15 protein-coding genes and 1 tRNA gene are annotated in these 14,628 nt (G+C 74.8%); 5 read left to right on the top strand and 11 right to left on the bottom strand.

The window, feature by feature from the left end; genetic code table 11:
* Positions 1-3: 3 nt before the first annotated feature.
* The 3 genes from EV189_RS02425 to EV189_RS02415 form a co-directional block, all read right to left on the bottom strand.
* Complete coding sequence (locus tag EV189_RS02425; RefSeq protein WP_130491345.1) at positions 4-1,794, bottom strand: glycerol-3-phosphate dehydrogenase/oxidase; 1,791 nt, start codon at positions 1,792-1,794, stop codon at positions 4-6.
* Between the two features lie 147 nt (positions 1,795-1,941).
* A complete protein-coding gene (glpK, locus tag EV189_RS02420) occupies positions 1,942-3,459 on the bottom strand; it encodes a glycerol kinase GlpK (RefSeq protein ID WP_130491344.1) in 1,518 nt (505 codons plus the stop codon).
* Between the two features lie 32 nt (positions 3,460-3,491).
* Positions 3,492-4,394 carry an MIP/aquaporin family protein gene (locus tag EV189_RS02415; protein ID WP_130491343.1) on the bottom strand — a complete coding sequence of 301 codons (903 nt, stop codon included), beginning with the start codon at positions 4,392-4,394 and terminating at the stop codon, positions 3,492-3,494.
* A 151-nt stretch (positions 4,395-4,545) separates the two neighbouring features.
* On the opposite strand from EV189_RS02415, the gene EV189_RS02410 reads away from it, so the two are divergent.
* The 3 genes from EV189_RS02410 to EV189_RS02400 all read left to right on the top strand — a co-directional run bounded on the left by EV189_RS02410 (position 4,546) and on the right by EV189_RS02400 (position 8,383).
* Positions 4,546-5,307 carry an IclR family transcriptional regulator gene (locus EV189_RS02410; protein ID WP_130491342.1) on the top strand — a complete coding sequence of 254 codons (762 nt, stop codon included), beginning with the start codon at positions 4,546-4,548 and terminating at the stop codon, positions 5,305-5,307.
* A 28-nt stretch (positions 5,308-5,335) separates the two neighbouring features.
* On the top strand, positions 5,336-6,838 hold the full coding sequence (glpK, locus tag EV189_RS02405; RefSeq protein WP_130491341.1) for a glycerol kinase GlpK: 1,503 nt from the start codon (positions 5,336-5,338) through the stop codon (positions 6,836-6,838).
* Positions 6,839-6,916: 78 nt separating this feature from the next.
* On the top strand, positions 6,917-8,383 hold the full coding sequence (locus EV189_RS02400; RefSeq protein ID WP_130491340.1) for a GGDEF domain-containing protein: 1,467 nt from the start codon (positions 6,917-6,919) through the stop codon (positions 8,381-8,383).
* Between the two features lie 16 nt (positions 8,384-8,399).
* On the opposite strand, the gene EV189_RS02395 is transcribed toward EV189_RS02400, so the two are convergent.
* The 5 genes from EV189_RS02395 to EV189_RS02380 are packed head-to-tail and all read right to left on the bottom strand — an operon-like array spanning position 8,400 to position 11,082.
* On the bottom strand, positions 8,400-8,735 hold the full coding sequence (locus tag EV189_RS02395) for a hypothetical protein (RefSeq protein WP_130491339.1): 336 nt from the start codon (positions 8,733-8,735) through the stop codon (positions 8,400-8,402).
* Positions 8,736-8,737: 2 nt separating this feature from the next.
* Positions 8,738-9,397, bottom strand: coding sequence for an aminodeoxychorismate/anthranilate synthase component II (locus EV189_RS02390; RefSeq protein ID WP_130491338.1), 660 nt, complete (start codon positions 9,395-9,397; stop codon positions 8,738-8,740).
* Between the two features lie 20 nt (positions 9,398-9,417).
* On the bottom strand, positions 9,418-9,573 hold the full coding sequence (locus EV189_RS19980; protein ID WP_165400087.1) for a hypothetical protein: 156 nt from the start codon (positions 9,571-9,573) through the stop codon (positions 9,418-9,420).
* Position 9,574: 1 nt separating this feature from the next.
* The gene (locus tag EV189_RS02385) at positions 9,575-10,327 is read right to left on the bottom strand and encodes a class E sortase (RefSeq protein ID WP_165400086.1); all 753 of its coding nucleotides are present in this window, start codon (positions 10,325-10,327) and stop codon (positions 9,575-9,577) included.
* Positions 10,324-11,082: a DUF881 domain-containing protein gene (locus tag EV189_RS02380; RefSeq protein WP_130491336.1), complete on the bottom strand. Its 759-nt coding sequence runs from the start codon at positions 11,080-11,082 to the stop codon at positions 10,324-10,326. Before EV189_RS02380 ends, EV189_RS02385 begins: the two co-directional genes overlap by 4 nt.
* A gap of 52 nt (positions 11,083-11,134) precedes the next feature.
* Here EV189_RS02380 and crgA point away from each other — a divergent pair, with 52 nt between their 5' ends.
* On the top strand, positions 11,135-11,386 hold the full coding sequence (gene crgA, locus EV189_RS02375; RefSeq protein WP_130491335.1) for a cell division protein CrgA: 252 nt from the start codon (positions 11,135-11,137) through the stop codon (positions 11,384-11,386).
* Between the two features lie 108 nt (positions 11,387-11,494).
* Here crgA and EV189_RS20905 read toward each other — a convergent pair whose 3' ends face one another.
* Together EV189_RS20905 and EV189_RS02365 are read right to left on the bottom strand one after the other, a co-directional pair.
* Positions 11,495-12,544, bottom strand: coding sequence for a rhomboid family intramembrane serine protease (locus EV189_RS20905; RefSeq protein WP_130491334.1), 1,050 nt, complete (start codon positions 12,542-12,544; stop codon positions 11,495-11,497).
* 33 nt (positions 12,545-12,577) lie between these two features.
* Entirely contained in the window at positions 12,578-13,108 is a 531-nt protein-coding gene (locus EV189_RS02365; RefSeq protein ID WP_130491333.1) for a peptidylprolyl isomerase, read from the bottom strand.
* A gap of 193 nt (positions 13,109-13,301) precedes the next feature.
* Between EV189_RS02365 and EV189_RS19975 the strand changes: the two genes are divergently transcribed.
* Positions 13,302-14,393, top strand: a complete 1,092-nt coding sequence (locus tag EV189_RS19975) for a DUF5324 family protein (protein ID WP_165400085.1) — start codon at positions 13,302-13,304, stop codon at positions 14,391-14,393.
* Between the two features lie 133 nt (positions 14,394-14,526).
* On the opposite strand, the gene EV189_RS02355 is transcribed toward EV189_RS19975, so the two are convergent.
* Positions 14,527-14,599 (bottom strand) — tRNA-Ala (locus tag EV189_RS02355).
* Positions 14,600-14,628 lie beyond the last annotated feature (29 nt).

Here is a 14,628-nt window from a genome sequence, read left to right as displayed (position 1 = left end):
CGCTCAGCCGACCTTCGCGGGCGGGGCGACCCCGGGCGCCGCCGGGCTCTCCGAGGCCTTGGCCGGCTCGGCGTCCTGCGCGGCGCTGCCGTAGCGGTCGAGGATGTCCCCCGCGGCGAGCCGGATCTGCTGGGCGACGGCCTCGTCCGGCTCGCTCGACGCCGCGAGCTCGGCCTCGACGCGGGCGCGGTAGTGGTCGACCTCCCGGCGCACGGTCGCGGCGTCCCAGCCGAGCACCTCGGCGAGGATCGCGGCGACCTCCTCCGCCACGGCGACGCCGCGGTCCGGCTCCTCGACCGAGATGCGGGTGCGCCGGGTGAGCACGTCCTCGAGGTGCAGCGCGGCCTCGTGGCTGGCAGCGTAGGCGATCTCCACCCGCAGGTAGTCCGGCGCGCCGGACAGCGGCTGGCCCAGCGACGGGTCGCCGCCGATGAGGTCCATGAGCTCGGGGATGCCGCTGCCGTAGCGGGAGAGCAGGTGGTCGACGCGCTCCACCGGGATGCCGTAGCGCGTGGCGAGCTGCTCGCGCTGGTTGCGCAGCGCCTGGTAGCCCACCGCACCGAGGATCGGCAGCGTCTCGGTCACCGAGGCGGGCACCGGGTGGCGGAAGTTGCGTGTCGCGAAGTCCACGGCGTCCTTCGCCATGACGCGGTAGGTCGTGTACTTCCCACCCGCGACGATGACGAGGCCCGGCGCGGGCTCCGCGACCGTGTGCTCGCGGGACAGCTTCGCGGTGTCGTCCGCGTCGCCGGAGAGCAGCGGGCGCAGCCCGGCGTACGTCCCGACGATGTCCTCGCGGGAGAGCGGGGAGCGGAGCACGGCGTTGACGTGGTCGAGGATGTAGTCGATGTCCGCCGAGCTCGCCGCCGGGTGCGCCTTGTCGAGGTCGTACGGCGTGTCCGTGGTCCCGATGATCCAGTGCGAGCCCCACGGGATGACGAACAGCACGGACTTCTCGGTGCGCAGGATCATCCCGCTGTGCAGGTCGATGCGGTCGCGCCGGACGAGGATGTGCACGCCCTTCGACGCCTTGACCGAGAAGGAGCGGTGGGCGCCGGCGAGCTCCTGCACCTCGTTGGACCACACGCCGGTCGCGGCGATGACCCGCTTGGCGCGGACCGCGAACTCCTCGCCGGACTCGAGGTCCTTGACCGTCGCGCCGACCACGCGGTTGCGGTCGCGCAGGTAGCCGGTGACGCGGGCGCTGGTGAGCAGGGTGGCGCCGTACTCCGCCGCGGTGCGCGCGATCGTCAGCGTGTGGCGCGCGTCGTCGACCTGCGCGTCGTAGTACTGGATGGCGCCGACGAGCGCGTCGGGGCGCAGTCCGGGCGCGAGCTTCAGCGCGCCGCGGCGGGTGAGCTGCTTGTGGTGCGGCACGACGCGCGAGCCGCCGAGTCCGGCCATGACGTCGTACAGCGTGACGCCGGCGCCGATGTAGCCGCGCTCCCACACGCGGTGCTGCAGCGGCAGGAGGAACGGCACCGGGCGCACGAGGTGGGGGGCCAGCGAGCGCAGCATGAGCGAGCGCTCGCGCAGCGCCTCGTGCACGAGGGTGAAGTCCTTCTGCTCGAGGTAGCGCAGGCCGCCGTGGATGAGCTTGCTCGAGCGGCTCGACGTGCCGGCGGCGAAGTCGCGAGCCTCCACGAGCCCGACCCGCAGGCCGCGCGTCACCGCGTCGAGGGCGACGCCGGCACCGGTCACCCCGCCTCCGACGACGAGGACGTCGAGCTCGGTGGAGCGCAGGGTGCTGGTCGCGTCCTGGCGGTACTGCGGGCCGAGCGGGCGGGATGCCACAGGAGGACTCCTTGCTGTCCTAGGTCTTCGTGCCGTGCGTCGTGTCGTGCGTCGTGTCGTCGGTGGTGCGGGCGGGTCGTGCGACCGGGGGCGGGCAGGGCGGGGATGACCGGCGCCCTGCCCGTCCCCGACGGGTGGCGGTGACGGTCAGTCGACGTCCACCCAGTCCAACGTCCGCTCGACGGCCTTCTTCCACTTCTGGTACCCCGTGTCGCGCTGCTCCTCGCTCCAGTCCGGCGACCAGCGCTTGCTCTCGTTCCAGTTCTGCCGCAGGTCGTCCTGCGAGCTCCAGAACCCGACCGCGAGGCCGGCGGCGTACGCGGCACCCAGCGCCGTCGTCTCGGCGACGACGGGACGGGAGACCGGGACGCCGAGGACGTCGGCCTGGATCTGCATGCAGAGCTCGTTGACGGTGATCCCGCCGTCAACGCGGAGCACGTCGAGGTGGACGCCGGAGTCCTGCTCCATCGCCTCGACGACGTCGCGGGTCTGGTAGCAGATCGACTCGAGCGTCGCCCGGGCGATGTGGGCGTTGGTGTTGTAGCGCGAGAGCCCGACGATCGCGCCGCGCGCGTCGGAGCGCCAGTACGGCGCGAACAGCCCGGAGAACGCCGGCACGAAGTAGACGCCGCCGCTGTCCTCGACCTGGCGGGCCAGGGACTCGGACTCGCCGGCGTTGCGGATGATGCCGAGCTGGTCGCGCAGCCACTGCACGGCGGAGCCGGTCACCGCGATCGAGCCCTCGAGGGCGTACACCGGCTTGGCGTCGCCGAGCTGGTAGCAGACGGTCGTCAGCAGGCCGTTCTTGCTGCGGACCAGCTCCTCCCCGGTGTTGAGCAGGAGGAAGTTGCCGGTGCCGTAGGTGTTCTTCGCCTCGCCGGGAGAGAAGCACACCTGTCCGATCATCGCGGCCTGCTGGTCACCGGCGGCCCCGGTGAGCGGGACCTCGCCGCGCAGCGGACCGTTGGCGCGCGTGGTGCCGTAGCCCGAGGGCAGCGACGACGGCTTGATCTCGGGCAGCATCGAGCGCGGGATCCCGAACAGCCCCAGCAGCTCCTCGTCCCAGTCGAGGGTCTCGAGGTTCATCAGCATCGTGCGGCTCGCGTTGGTCACGTCGGTGACGTGGACGCCGCCGTCGGTCCCGCCGGTGAGGTTCCACAGCAGCCAGCTGTCGGTGTTGCCGAAGATGGCGTCGCCGCGCTCGGCCGCCTCGCGCACCCCGTCGACGTTCTCGAGGATCCACTGGACCTTCCCCGCCGAGAAGTACGTCGCCGGCGGCAGTCCTGCCTTCTGCCGGATGACGTCGCCCTTCCCCGACCGGTCCAGCGCGCTCGCGATGCGGTCGGTCCGCGTGTCCTGCCAGACGATCGCGTTGTAGTACGGCCGGCCGGTCTTCCGGTCCCACACGACCGCTGTCTCGCGCTGGTTGGTGATCCCCAGCGCGGCGAGGTCGCTGGCCTGGAGGTTCGCGGTGCCGAGGGCGGTCCCGATGACCGTCTTGGTCCGCTCCCAGATCTCGATGGGGTTGTGCTCGACCCAGCCCTGCTGCGGGAGGATCTGCTCGTGCTCGAGCTGGTGGCGGGCGATCTCGTTGCCGCCCTTGTCGAAGATCATGAACCGCGTGCTCGTGGTGCCCTGGTCGACCGCACCGACGAAGTCCGCCATGGAGAAGTCCTTCCTGCTCAGTGGGTGTGCGGTCAGTGGCGCTGGTAGTCGCCGCGCGGGAGCTCGATGCCGCTCATGTCGGCCCGCGGGTCACCGGGGGCGAGCTGCTGCTCGGCCGCGGGGTCCGTGGTGGGGACGCGGCCCTCCTCCTGCGCATCGCCGGGCGTCGCGGGCATGAAGCGCCCGACGAGCCCCTCGTAGAGCCCCATCCCGATCACGCCGCCGATGAGCGGGGCGATGATCGGGATGTAGAAGTAGACGTTGCCGTACTGGTCCTTCCAGGCCGATCCGTAGCCGGTCAGCCACGAGGCGAGCCGCGGGCCGAAGTCGCGGGCGGGGTTGATGGCGTAGCCGGCGTCCGTGCCCCACGCCATGCCGATGGCGACGACGACGAGGCCGACGACGACCGGAGCGAGGTTGCTCATGGGCGGCATGTTCCGCACGTCGGAGAGCGCCGCGATGAGGAAGAGCAGGATCGCGGTGCCGATGACCTGGTCGCGGAACGCGCCCCACTCGTGGACCGGGAGCCCGCCGTTGCCCGGCAGCGTCGAGAAGATGCCCTGCGACTTGACGGTGTGGCCGGGGTCGTACTTCCCGATGACCTCGGTGTAGTTCCAGCGCACCAGCAGGGCGGCGACGAACGCGCCCGCGGTCTGGGCGGCGGCGTACGGCGCCACCTTGCGCCACTCGAACTTCCCGAACGTCGCGAGCGCGACGCTGACGGCCGGGTTGAGGTGGGCGCCGGAGATGCGCGCCGCGACGTACACGCCGAGCATGACGCCGAAGCCCCAGGCCCAGGTGATGCTGTCGTGGTCTCCGATCCCCCCGGCGACCACCTGCGCGACGACGGCCGTCCCGAACAGGACGAGGATCATCGTCCCCGCGAACTCCGCGGCGAGCTCCCCCACCATCCCCGTCGGTCTGCGTAGTGCCATGGGTCCTCCACGTCGAGGTGCCCGGGCCCGTGCCCTGGCGTCTGCTCCCGACGCTAGGAAGGCCTGCCGCGCTGGTCAACGGGACGGCGTACGACGATGTCGCACGATTCGCGCCGTTGGTCCTCGGCCGCGCCGGGCATAGGGTGCGGGCGTGCCCGGTGCCGTGCAGTCCGTCGAGCGCGCCGCAGCGATCCTGCGGCTGCTGGCGGCAGGGCAGGGCCGGCTCGGCGTCGCGGAGGTCGCGAGCACGCTGGGGCTGGCGAAGAGCACGGCGCACGGGCTGCTCCGCACGCTCGAGCAGGTCGGCTTCGTCGAGCAGAGCACGACGACGGGGAAGTACCAGCTGGGCGCCGCGCTCCTCCACCTCGGCACGAGCTACCTCGACGTCAACGAGCTGCGCTCGCGGGCCATCAACTGGGCCGACCCGCTCGCCTCGCGCAGCGGGGAGGCCGTGCGCATCGGCACCCCGCTGGACGGCCGCGTGCTCGTCGTGCACCACGTCTTCCGCCCCGACGACTCGCTCCAGGTGCTCGACGTCGGCGCCCTTCTCCCGCTCCACGCGACCGCGCTCGGGAAGGTGCTGCTCGCGTTCAGCGCGGGCGGCACGACGCTGCCCGACGCGCTCGAGGCGTACGCCGCGCGGACCATCACCTCGCGCCGCGCCCTGGGCAGGGTGCTGGGCGAGGTCCGGGAGCACGGCTGGGCCCTCGAGGTCGAGGAGGGCACCGCGGGCGAGGCGGGCGTCGCCGCGCCCATCCGGGGCAGCGGCGGCCTGGTGGTCGGCGCGATCGGGATCCGCGGCGCGGTCGAGCGCGTCTGCGACGGCTCGGGGCACCCGCACGCCCGGCTCGTCACGCTCGTGCGCGACGCCGCCCGCAACGTCTCGCGCGACCTCGGTGCGCCCAGATGGTGATGTCGAGGTGGTGAGCGGCGGTGCGGGGATGAGCGAGCGCTACGTCATGGCCATCGACCAGGGCACGACGTCGACCCGCTGCATCCTGTTCGACAGCAACGGCCGGCTCGTCGACGTCGCGCAGCGCGAGCACAAGCAGTGGTACCCCCAACCCGGCTGGGTGGAGCACGACGCCACGGAGATCTGGCGCAACCTCACCCGCCTCGCGCCCGAGGTGCTGCGCCGCGTCGGCGCCGGCCCGGAGCAGGTGGCGGCGATCGGCATCGCGAACCAGCGCGAGACCGTCGTCGTGTGGGACCGCGCGACCGGCGTCCCCGTGAGCCGGGCGATCGTGTGGCAGGACACCCGCACCGCGCAGCTCGTCGAGGAGCTCTCCGGCGAGGAGGGCCACGACCGGTTCCGCGACCGGTGCGGGCTGCCGGTCTCGCCGTACTTCACCGCGCCCAAGCTGCGCTGGATGCTCGACCAGGACCCCCGTCTGCGCGCCCGGGCCGAGGCGGGCGAGGTGATCGCCGGGACGGTCGAGAGCTGGCTCGTCTGGAACCTCACCGGCGGCCCGGACGGCGGGCTCCACATCACCGACGTGACCAACGCGAGCCGCTCGCTGCTCATGGACCTGCGCACGCTGGCCTGGGACGACGTGCTGCTCGACCACTTCGGCGTGCCGCGCGCGATGCTCCCGGAGATCCGCCCGTCGGTCGAGGTCTACGGCGAGGCCCGGACCGTCCTGCCGGGCGTGCCCATCGCCGCTGCGCTGGGCGACCAGCAGGCCGCGCTCTTCGGCCAGACCTGCTTCTCGCCGGGCGAGGCGAAGTGCACGTACGGCACCGGCAGCTTCCTGCTCGTCAACACCGGCACCGAGCCCGTGCCCTCCAGCCACGGGCTGCTGACGACGGTCGGCTACCAGATCGCGGGCCAGCCGGCGGCGTACGCGCTGGAGGGCTCGATCGCCATCACCGGCTCGCTGGTCCAGTGGTTCCGCGACGGGCTGGGCCTCATCAGCAGCGCCGCGGAGATCGAGACCCTCGCCCGCACCGTCGAGGACAACGGCGGGTGCTACATCGTGCCGGCGTTCTCGGGGCTGTTCGCGCCGTACTGGCGCTCAGAGGCGCGCGGCATCATCGTCGGGCTCACGTCGTACATCACCAAGGGCCACCTCGCCCGGGCGGTGCTGGAGGCGACGGGCTGGCAGACGCGCGACGTCGTCGAGGCGATGAACGCCGACTCGGGGATCCCGCTGACCACCCTGCGCGTCGACGGGGGCATGACCGCGGACAACCTGCTGATGCAGTTCCTCGCCGACGTCCTCGACGTCCCGGTCGTCCGCCCGCTGGTGGCGGAGACCGTCTCGCTGGGAGCGGCGTACGCCGCCGGCCTGGCGATCGGCTTCTGGCCCGACCTCGGCGTGCTCCGGCGCAACTGGCACCGGGCCGCGCAGTGGGTGCCGGGCATGGCGCCCGAGCGCCGCGAGGAGGAGTACGCCGACTGGAAGCGCGCGGTCGAGCGCACGTTCGACTGGATCCGCACGTAGTCGCGCAAGTCCCGGCACCGACCTGCCGATAGCAGGGCCGTGGGCCTGCCAGGGAGTGCCAGGAGCGCCAGGAGCGCTGTGCACGCCGTGCTGCCGCTCGGCGCCCTGGCCGCCGCCGCCTGCCTGGCCGCGTCGCCGGGGCGGGCGACGGCCCTGGACAGCATGGTCGTCCTCTCGGTCGTCGGCGCGCTGCTCGTCGAGGCCGGCACCCGGCTGCACCAGCCCGACCTGCGGCGGCTCTGGCGGCAGGTGGTGCTCGCCCTCGTCCTGCTCACCGTCGCGAACGCGACCGCCACCGTGCCGGCGGGCAGCCCGCTCTCCGGACTGGCCGGCCGCCTGGACCTGCTCTGCAACGCGCTCGGCTGGCTGCTGTTCTTCGCCGCGGCGGTCCAGGTCGTGCTCCGCCACGCCACGCACGACCCCGGCGGGGTCACCGACGCCGCGATCACCGGCGCCGTCGCGTCGGGGGTGCTGTGGACGGTGCTGCTCAGCCCCCGGCTGCGGGCAGCGGGGGTGCCGACCGGTGCCCAGGCGTACGACCTGGTCATCGTCACGCTCGTCTGCATGACGCTGGGCGCGCTCGTCCAGCTGGCGCGCACGTGCCCGGCGGCGCGGCCCTCGCTCGCGTACCTCACGACGGCGACGGCGGTCTCGCTCGGCGGGGAGGTCGCCTGGCCGCTGACCGCGCCGGCGACCTCCGACACCCCGCCGGGCTGGGTCTTCCTGCTGTTCGAGGCGGGCTACCTGGCGGTCGGCGCCGCCGCGCTGCACCCCTCGACCGTGCACCTCGGCACACCGGGGCGCGCCGTGGAGCAGCGGCTGACCACCCCGCGGCTCGTGGCCCTCGGCGCCGCGCTGGGCGCCGCCCCGCTCTTCGCGGGCGTGCGCCAGCTGCTCGCGCTCCCCGCCGACGGAGTGCAGCTGCTCGTCGGCACCACCGCTGTCGTCCCGCTCGTGCTCGCCCGCGTCGCGCAGATCGCGCGGGAGCGCGCCCAGGCGGAGGCGCAGCTCGCCCACCGCGCGAGCCACGACGGGCTGACCGGGCTGCTCGGCCGGGGCACGGCCATCGCCCGGCTCGAGGCCCTGCTGCCCGCGGCCGCTGCTTCCGGGGTCCCGGTGGCCGTGCTCTTCCTCGACCTCGACGGGTTCAAGCAGGTCAACGACCTGCACGGGCACCTGCGCGGGGACGAGCTGCTCGTGGCCGTCGCCACCCGGCTGCGGGGGTGGGCGCGGACCGACGACGTCCTCGCCCGGCTCGGCGGCGACGAGTTCCTCGTGGTGGCGCCGCTCCCGCACGGTGCCGGGACCGGGGAGGCGCTCGAGCTCGCCGCGGGGCTCCGGGCGCTGGTCTCCCGGCCCGGGCTGCTGCCGGACCTCCCGGGCGTCGGAGTCGGTGCCTCGGTCGGCTGCGCGGTCGCGCAGCCGGGCGGCGGGCTCGATGCCGACGCGCTCATCGCGGCCGCCGACACCGGCATGTACGCGGACAAGGCCACCCGCCGCCGGCGGCGCGGCGAGGTCCCCGCGCAGCAGCGCGCGGCGGGCTGAGCGGCGGACCCGCGGATCAGCGCGGCGGCTGCTGCAGCGCCCGGACCAGGTCGCGGGCCTGGCGCAGGCCGAGCTGCGGGCGCGCGTCGCGCAGCTGCTTGACGCCGAGCACGGCCTGCCGGCGGGGATCGGTCCCGTGCTGACCCAGCACGGAGGCCGCCCAGGCGACGTCGGCGGCCGTCGGAGGAGCGGCGGGGACGGCTGCCTGACGGGCCGCGACCACCACGAGCAGGGCCGCGCCCTCGACGACCAGCACCAGCGCCCCGCGCGGCCGTCCGGCGACGACCAGGACGAGCGCGACGACCAGCGAGACGACGGCGACGCCGAGCGCGACGCGACGGGAGCCTGCCACGGCTAGGCGCTCGCTCGTCCCACGACCGGCGCAAGCCCGGCTGAGCGGTCGACCGCACCGGGGTCGCCGCAGCGGACCAGCCAGTTGGCGAGCATCCGGTGCCCGCCCTCGGTCAGCACCGACTCGGGGTGGAACTGCACGCCCTCGATCGCGGCGTCGCGCGCCCGCGCCGCCATGACGACCCCGCCCGCGGTCCAACCGGTGACCTCGAGGGCGTCGGGGACGGTCGCGGGGTCGATCGCGAGCGAGTGGTACCGCGTCGCGGTGAACGGCGTGGGGAGGCCCTCCAGCACGCCCGCGCCGTCGTGCTCGACGAGGCTGGTCTTGCCGTGGAGGAGCTCAGGCGCGCGGTCGACCACCGCGCCGTACGCGACACCCATGGCCTGCAGGCCCAGGCAGACGCCGAACAGCGGCGCCGCGGGCTCCCCGGCGGCGGCCCGCTCCCGCGCGGCGCGCACGAGGGGCACGGAGACTCCGGCCCGCTCGGGGGTGCCGGGGCCGGGGGAGACGAGCACGCCGTCCCAGCCGCCGTCGAGCGCTTCGTCCACCTCGACCTCGTCGTTGCGCCGCACCTCGGTCCGGGCGCCGAGCTGCCCGAGGTACTGCACGAGGTTGTAGACGAAGCTGTCGTAGTTGTCGACGACGAGGATGCGGACGCTCACGCCCCCCATCGTGCCACCCGCTAGTGGACGGTCACCCGGGTGAAGGGGAGGGCCTGCTCGGCCCAGGGGAACACCACGGTGAAGAGCACCGCGACCGTCGCGGCCAGCAGTACGAGGGAGAGCAGGGTCCGCACCGGCCACGGCCCGGGCAGGTGGCGCCAGATCCACGCGTACACCTCAGGCCCCCTTTGCCCGGATGCTGACCAGCCGGGTCTCGACGATGAGCCGCTGGGTGGAGGCCCAGCGGGGGTTGCAGGTCGTCAGCGTGAGCCGCCGCTCCGTGGGCCTGGCGCCGGGGTGGCCGGGCACGGGCGCGATCACCGCGAGCGTGGTCGGCGAGACGAGGTACCACGGCTTGATGACGACGTAGGTGTAGACGCGGGTCGCGGTCTCGACCACCACCTGGTCCCCGACCCGCATCCGGTCGAGGTCGCGGAACGGCTCGCCGTTGGTCGCCCGGTGCCCGGCGAGCCCGACGTTGCCGAGCTGGCCCGGGAGCGCCGTGCCGACGTAGTGCCCGATGCCCTCCTTGAGCTGCGGCGCCTCGACGCCCTCGACGAGGGGCTCGGACCAGCTGCGGCCGAGCCGCGGGATGCGGAGGAGCGCGAACGGCGTGCCGGTGTGCGTGGGACCCCAGTGCTCGGGGCCCGCGGGCACACGCGAGGCGGGAGCGGCAGGGGCGGAGGCCGAGCCGCCCGAGGAACCGCCGGCGACCGCCCAGCTGCGCTCGAGCTGGCGGACCGTGCGGTCGCGCTCCTGCGCCGACTGCACGTTGGTCCACCACAGCTCGTACGCGCAGAAGGCCACGAGCACGATCCCGGCGGTGAGCAGCACGTCGCTCAGCGCGCCGAGGAGCAGGCCGAGCACGCGGAAGCCGCGGCGGGCCGGCGGCGGGAGGGGGGCGACCGGCGCGTCGAGCGCGGCGGTCACGACACCGGCTCCGGCGACGCGACCGAGAGCCCGACGGTGCCGGTGGCGGCGGGGAGGGCGAGCGCCGCCGCGGCGCGCACGTCGTAGCCGAGCCCGACGCGCGCGACCCACTCCCGGTAGATCCTCACGCTACGGTCCTCGTCCAGTGCGGCCCGCAACTTGACCGGGTCGCCCACGGCGCGCACGACGAACGGCGGGCCGTAGGTCCGGCCGTGCAGGGTGAGCACGTTGCCGGCGCAGCGCAGGGCGCTCGTGGACGTGAGGCGCTGGTCCATGACCTCGAGCGCGCTGGCACCGCCCGCCCACAGGGCGTTGACGACCCCGCGCAGGTCCTGCTCGTGGACGACGAGGTCGTCCGGGCGCGTGTCCGCGGGCAGCGCCGGGTCGCCGGGGTCGCGGGGACTGTCGTCGAGCGTGACGACGAGGCCGCGCCCGCGCGCCGGCGCGACACCGGCCGCGACCGCGGCTGCGTCCGCGCGCTGCTGCTCGGCCCCGGCCGCGCCGCCCGCCGAGCGGGCCCGCTGCTCGACCTCGCGCTGGAGCCCTGCCACCCGTCCGGTCAGCTCGAGCACGCCGCGCTCGTCGACGCTGATGACGTCGACGAGGTCGGTGCGGCTGCCGGCCCGCGGGTCCGGGCCGGTGCTGCGCGCGGCGGTGGCGAAGAGCAGGCCGCCGAGCACGGCGACCACCGGGACCGCGGCCCGCCAGCGCGGGGAGCGGCGCGGGTGCTCGCCCGCCCTGCCGTGCGCCGCCATGCGTCTACGCTAACCCTGTCCCGCCCCGCCCTCCTCCCGTCCGAGGTCCCCCGTGCCCAAGTCCCGCCTGCGCCGCCGAGCCGCGTACACCCCTCCGCAGGAGCGCCTGGCCGCGGTCAAGGTCGGCAACCCGCGCTGGCTCGTGCCGGTGATGCTGGCGTGCTTCATCGTCGGGCTGCTCTGGATCGTCGTCTACTACGTGAGCCAGACGTCCTACCCGATCAGCGCCATCGGCGGCTGGAACATGCTCGTCGGGTTCGGGCTCATCCTCGTGGGGTTCGTGCTCTCGATGCGCTGGCGGTAGTCCGCCGAGGGGCGCCGCGGACCGCCCGGGTGGTGCTCCGGTAGTGCTGGTGGACTAATCCCACCCCTGTCATTCCCCACAGGGTCGTCCACAGCTGTGGACGACGGGCTACTCGCCCGCGCCGACGCAGAGGAAGTACGCCTCGGCGTGCGCCGGGTGCAGCACCTCGCAGCGCACGACGTCCGCGGCCGAGGCGCGCACCTGCACGCGGTCGAGCGCGTCGACCGAACGCCACGTGGTCAGGGCCAGGGACACGAGGACGACGAGCAGGATGCCCGCCGCCTGGGCGGCTTGCCGTCCGCGCCGGGGGGCGTACGCCAGTGCCGCGGCCGCCACCAGCCCGCCGACGAAGCCGCCGGCGTGCGCGCGCCAGTCGATGTCGGCGACGGTGAAGCCGAAGACCACGTTGACCGCGAGCAGCACCCACAGCCCGCCGTTCTCCCGCCCGAGCCGCCGGTTGACGACGAGGTGGCCGGCGAACAGGCCGAAGACCGCGCCGGAGGCCCCGAGCGAGCCGCTGGACAGGGGGCTGAACGCGTACGACGCCGCACCGCCCGCCAGCGCCGCCGAGAGGTAGAGCGCCGCGAAGCGCAGCCGGCCGAACGCCGCTTCGAGCGGCGGGCCGAACAGCCACAGCGCGTACATGTTGAGCAGCAGGTGGAGCAGCTGCTGGTGGAGGAAGGCCGCGGTCAGCAGGCGGTACCACTCGCCGGTGGCGACGCCGTTGGTCGGCACCCCGCCGCCCACGCCGGAGTACATGAGCAGATCGTCTACGAGCGACGGCTTCGCGTGCCCGAGCACGAGGACGAGGACGTTGAGCGCGAGCAGCACCTTCGTCACGACCGCCGGGTCGCCGGTCGCCGCTCGGCCGCCGAACGCCGTCCGGGCCACGCGCACGCCGCGGTTCCCCGCGCGCACGTCGTCCGGGCACTGGAAGCCGACCGCTGCCGGGATCATGTCCTCGGGGCAGATCGGCCGCCCGCACCGGGTGCACCTGACGTAGGTCACCCGGTCCGGGTGGCGGTAGCAGGTCGGGGGCGGGGCCGCCGGGTCGACCGGCTGGCCCGGGTCCGCGGGGCCGGACGGCTGCACGGGCTGCGCAGGACCCGCCGGCGGGCCGGCCGGCTCGACCGGGCCGGACCCGTACGGCGTGCTCATGGTCCCGAACCTACGTGACGCCCGAGCGGGGCCTCAGGCCTCGCGGCGCTCGATGCGCACCGCCTGGATCGTCTGGTCCTCGACCGGCCGGTCCATCGCGCCGGTGCGCGTGGTGGCGATCGCGTCGACGACGCGGCGGCTCTCCTCGTCGGCGACCTCGCCGAAGATCGTGTGCCGGCGGTTGAGGTGCGGCGTCGGGGCGACCGTGATGAAGAACTGCGAGCCGTTGGTGCCGGGCCCGGCGTTGGCCATGGCGAGGAGGTACGGCCGGTCGAAGCGCAGGTCGGGGTGGAACTCGTCGGCGAAGCGGTAGCCGGGGCCGCCGGTCCCGGTGCCGAGCGGGTCGCCGCCCTGGACCATGAAGCCGGAGATCACGCGGTGGAACACCGTGCCGTCGTAGAGCGGGCGCGTCGTGCGCTCGCCGCTGCGCGGGTCGACCCACTCGCGCTCGCCGGTGGCGAGCTCGGTGAAGTTGGCGACCGTCTTGGGCGCGTGGTCCGGGAACAGCCGGACCACGATGTCGCCCTGGGTGGTCTGCAGGGTGGCGTAGAGCTCCTCGGCCACGAGGTCGCCTCCGGTGGGGTGGGGTCGGGTGGGGCGCGCGACCGGGACCGGCCCGGTCGCTCGACGCGCCATCCTGGCACGGGCCCGGGGGTGGCGGCAGCACGGGTGGCGGCGCCGACCCCGATGCTTGGGCCGGCGCGGGGGTGGGAAGGTGATCTTCAGTACGCCGTCCCCGGCTGTTGGAGGTACGACCGTGAAGCGCCCCTTCTCCCGGCCGCCCGTGGTGGTGGAGCCGTCCACCACCGAGCGGCTGTCCGCCGCAGCCCGCCGCGCCGTTCAGGCCGGAGGAGCCGCCGCCCTCGGCGGTGCCGTGGCCGCGAAGGCGGGCACGACGACGGTGCGGGAGCGCACGGGCCCGCTCGTGGAGACCGCGATCGACCGCGCCGCGCCGCTCGTGGGCTCGGCGCGCGACCGGGCCGTCCCGCTCGTCGAGTCCGCCCGCGACCGCGCCGTCCCGCTGGTCGAGTCCGCCCGCGACCGGACCGTCCCGCTGGTGGAGTCCGCCCTCGAGCGGGCCGTGGACGTGGCGCGCGAGCGCGTGGGGACGGCCGTCGACGCCGCCCGCCCGCAGCTGGAGGCCGCGCGCGGCAGCGTCACCGCGACCGTGCAGGACACCGTCCTCCCCGCCGTGCAGGAGACCGCCGGGCGGGCCGCGGAGAAGGCCGAGGAGGTCGCGCCCAAGGTCGCTGCCGCCGTCGGGGGCGCGGTGACGAGCGCCCTCGTCGCGAGCGAGCCCATCCGCGACGAGGCCCTCGCCCGCGGCTCCGCGGCGCTCGCCGCCCTGCGCGGCGAGGCCGTCGTCGCGCCCCCGCGGCGCCGCCGGCGCTGGCGGTTCCTCACCTTCCTCGCCGTGGTCGGGGCGGGCGGCGCCGGCTTCTTCGCCTGGCGGCGCAGCCAGCAGGGCGACCCCTGGCAGGTCGGCACCGGCACGGGCGCACCGTCCGTCACCAGCACCCCCGCGCCGTCCACGGGCATCGCCCCGAAGCACGCCGCGCCCGAGGGCGGCCCGGCGACGCCCGCCACCAGCACGCCCGCCACCAGCACGGCCACCGAGCCGGGTCCGCTGCTGGCGGCCGAGCCGGTCGCCAACGAGGGCCGCACCACGCTCGCGGCCGAGCCGCAGGACGAGCCGGCCAAGCCGCACGGCGACGTCTTCGAGGTGGTCGACGAGGCCACTGCCGACGACACGGCCGATGGGACCGCCGACGAGGCTGAGGACGCGGCCAGCGGCGGCGGCGACGAGCCGGCCGGCGGCGACACCGCCAGCGAGACGACCCGCAGCTAGGCCACCCGCCGGCACCGCGCGTGCCGGCTCCCAGGGCGCCGAGAGCCCCGCCGGACCTGGTCCGCGGGGCTCTCGTGCTGCGTACGGCGCGTGCTGGAGCGCCTGGAGGATCCCGGTGCCGGGACCACTGCTGTGGAGACGAGGGGAATCGAACCCCTAACCCCCGCCTTGCAAAGGCGGTGCTCTGCCAATTGAGCTACGTCCCCGTGACCTGCGGGAGGTGCGCCGTCGGACC

Source organism: Motilibacter rhizosphaerae, assembly GCF_004216915.1.
Lineage (GTDB): Bacteria > Actinomycetota > Actinomycetes > Motilibacterales > Motilibacteraceae > Motilibacter > Motilibacter rhizosphaerae.
Note: the sequence above shows the minus strand (reverse complement) of the source record. Positions and strands in the feature narration are given on the sequence as shown.

What these genes read in the sequence shown, in the direction of transcription:
- glpK (WP_130491344.1), bottom strand. Translation starts at nt 3,459, where the DNA reads ATGGCGGACTTCGTCGGTGCGGTCGACCAGGGCACCACGAGCACGCGG.
- EV189_RS02415 (WP_130491343.1), bottom strand. Translation starts at nt 4,394, where the DNA reads ATGGCACTACGCAGACCGACGGGGATGGTGGGGGAGCTCGCCGCGGAG.
- glpK (WP_130491341.1), top strand. Translation starts at nt 5,336, where the DNA reads ATGAGCGAGCGCTACGTCATGGCCATCGACCAGGGCACGACGTCGACC.
- EV189_RS02380 (WP_130491336.1), bottom strand. Translation starts at nt 11,082, where the DNA reads ATGGCGGCGCACGGCAGGGCGGGCGAGCACCCGCGCCGCTCCCCGCGC.
- EV189_RS20905 (WP_130491334.1), bottom strand. Translation starts at nt 12,544, where the DNA reads ATGAGCACGCCGTACGGGTCCGGCCCGGTCGAGCCGGCCGGCCCGCCG.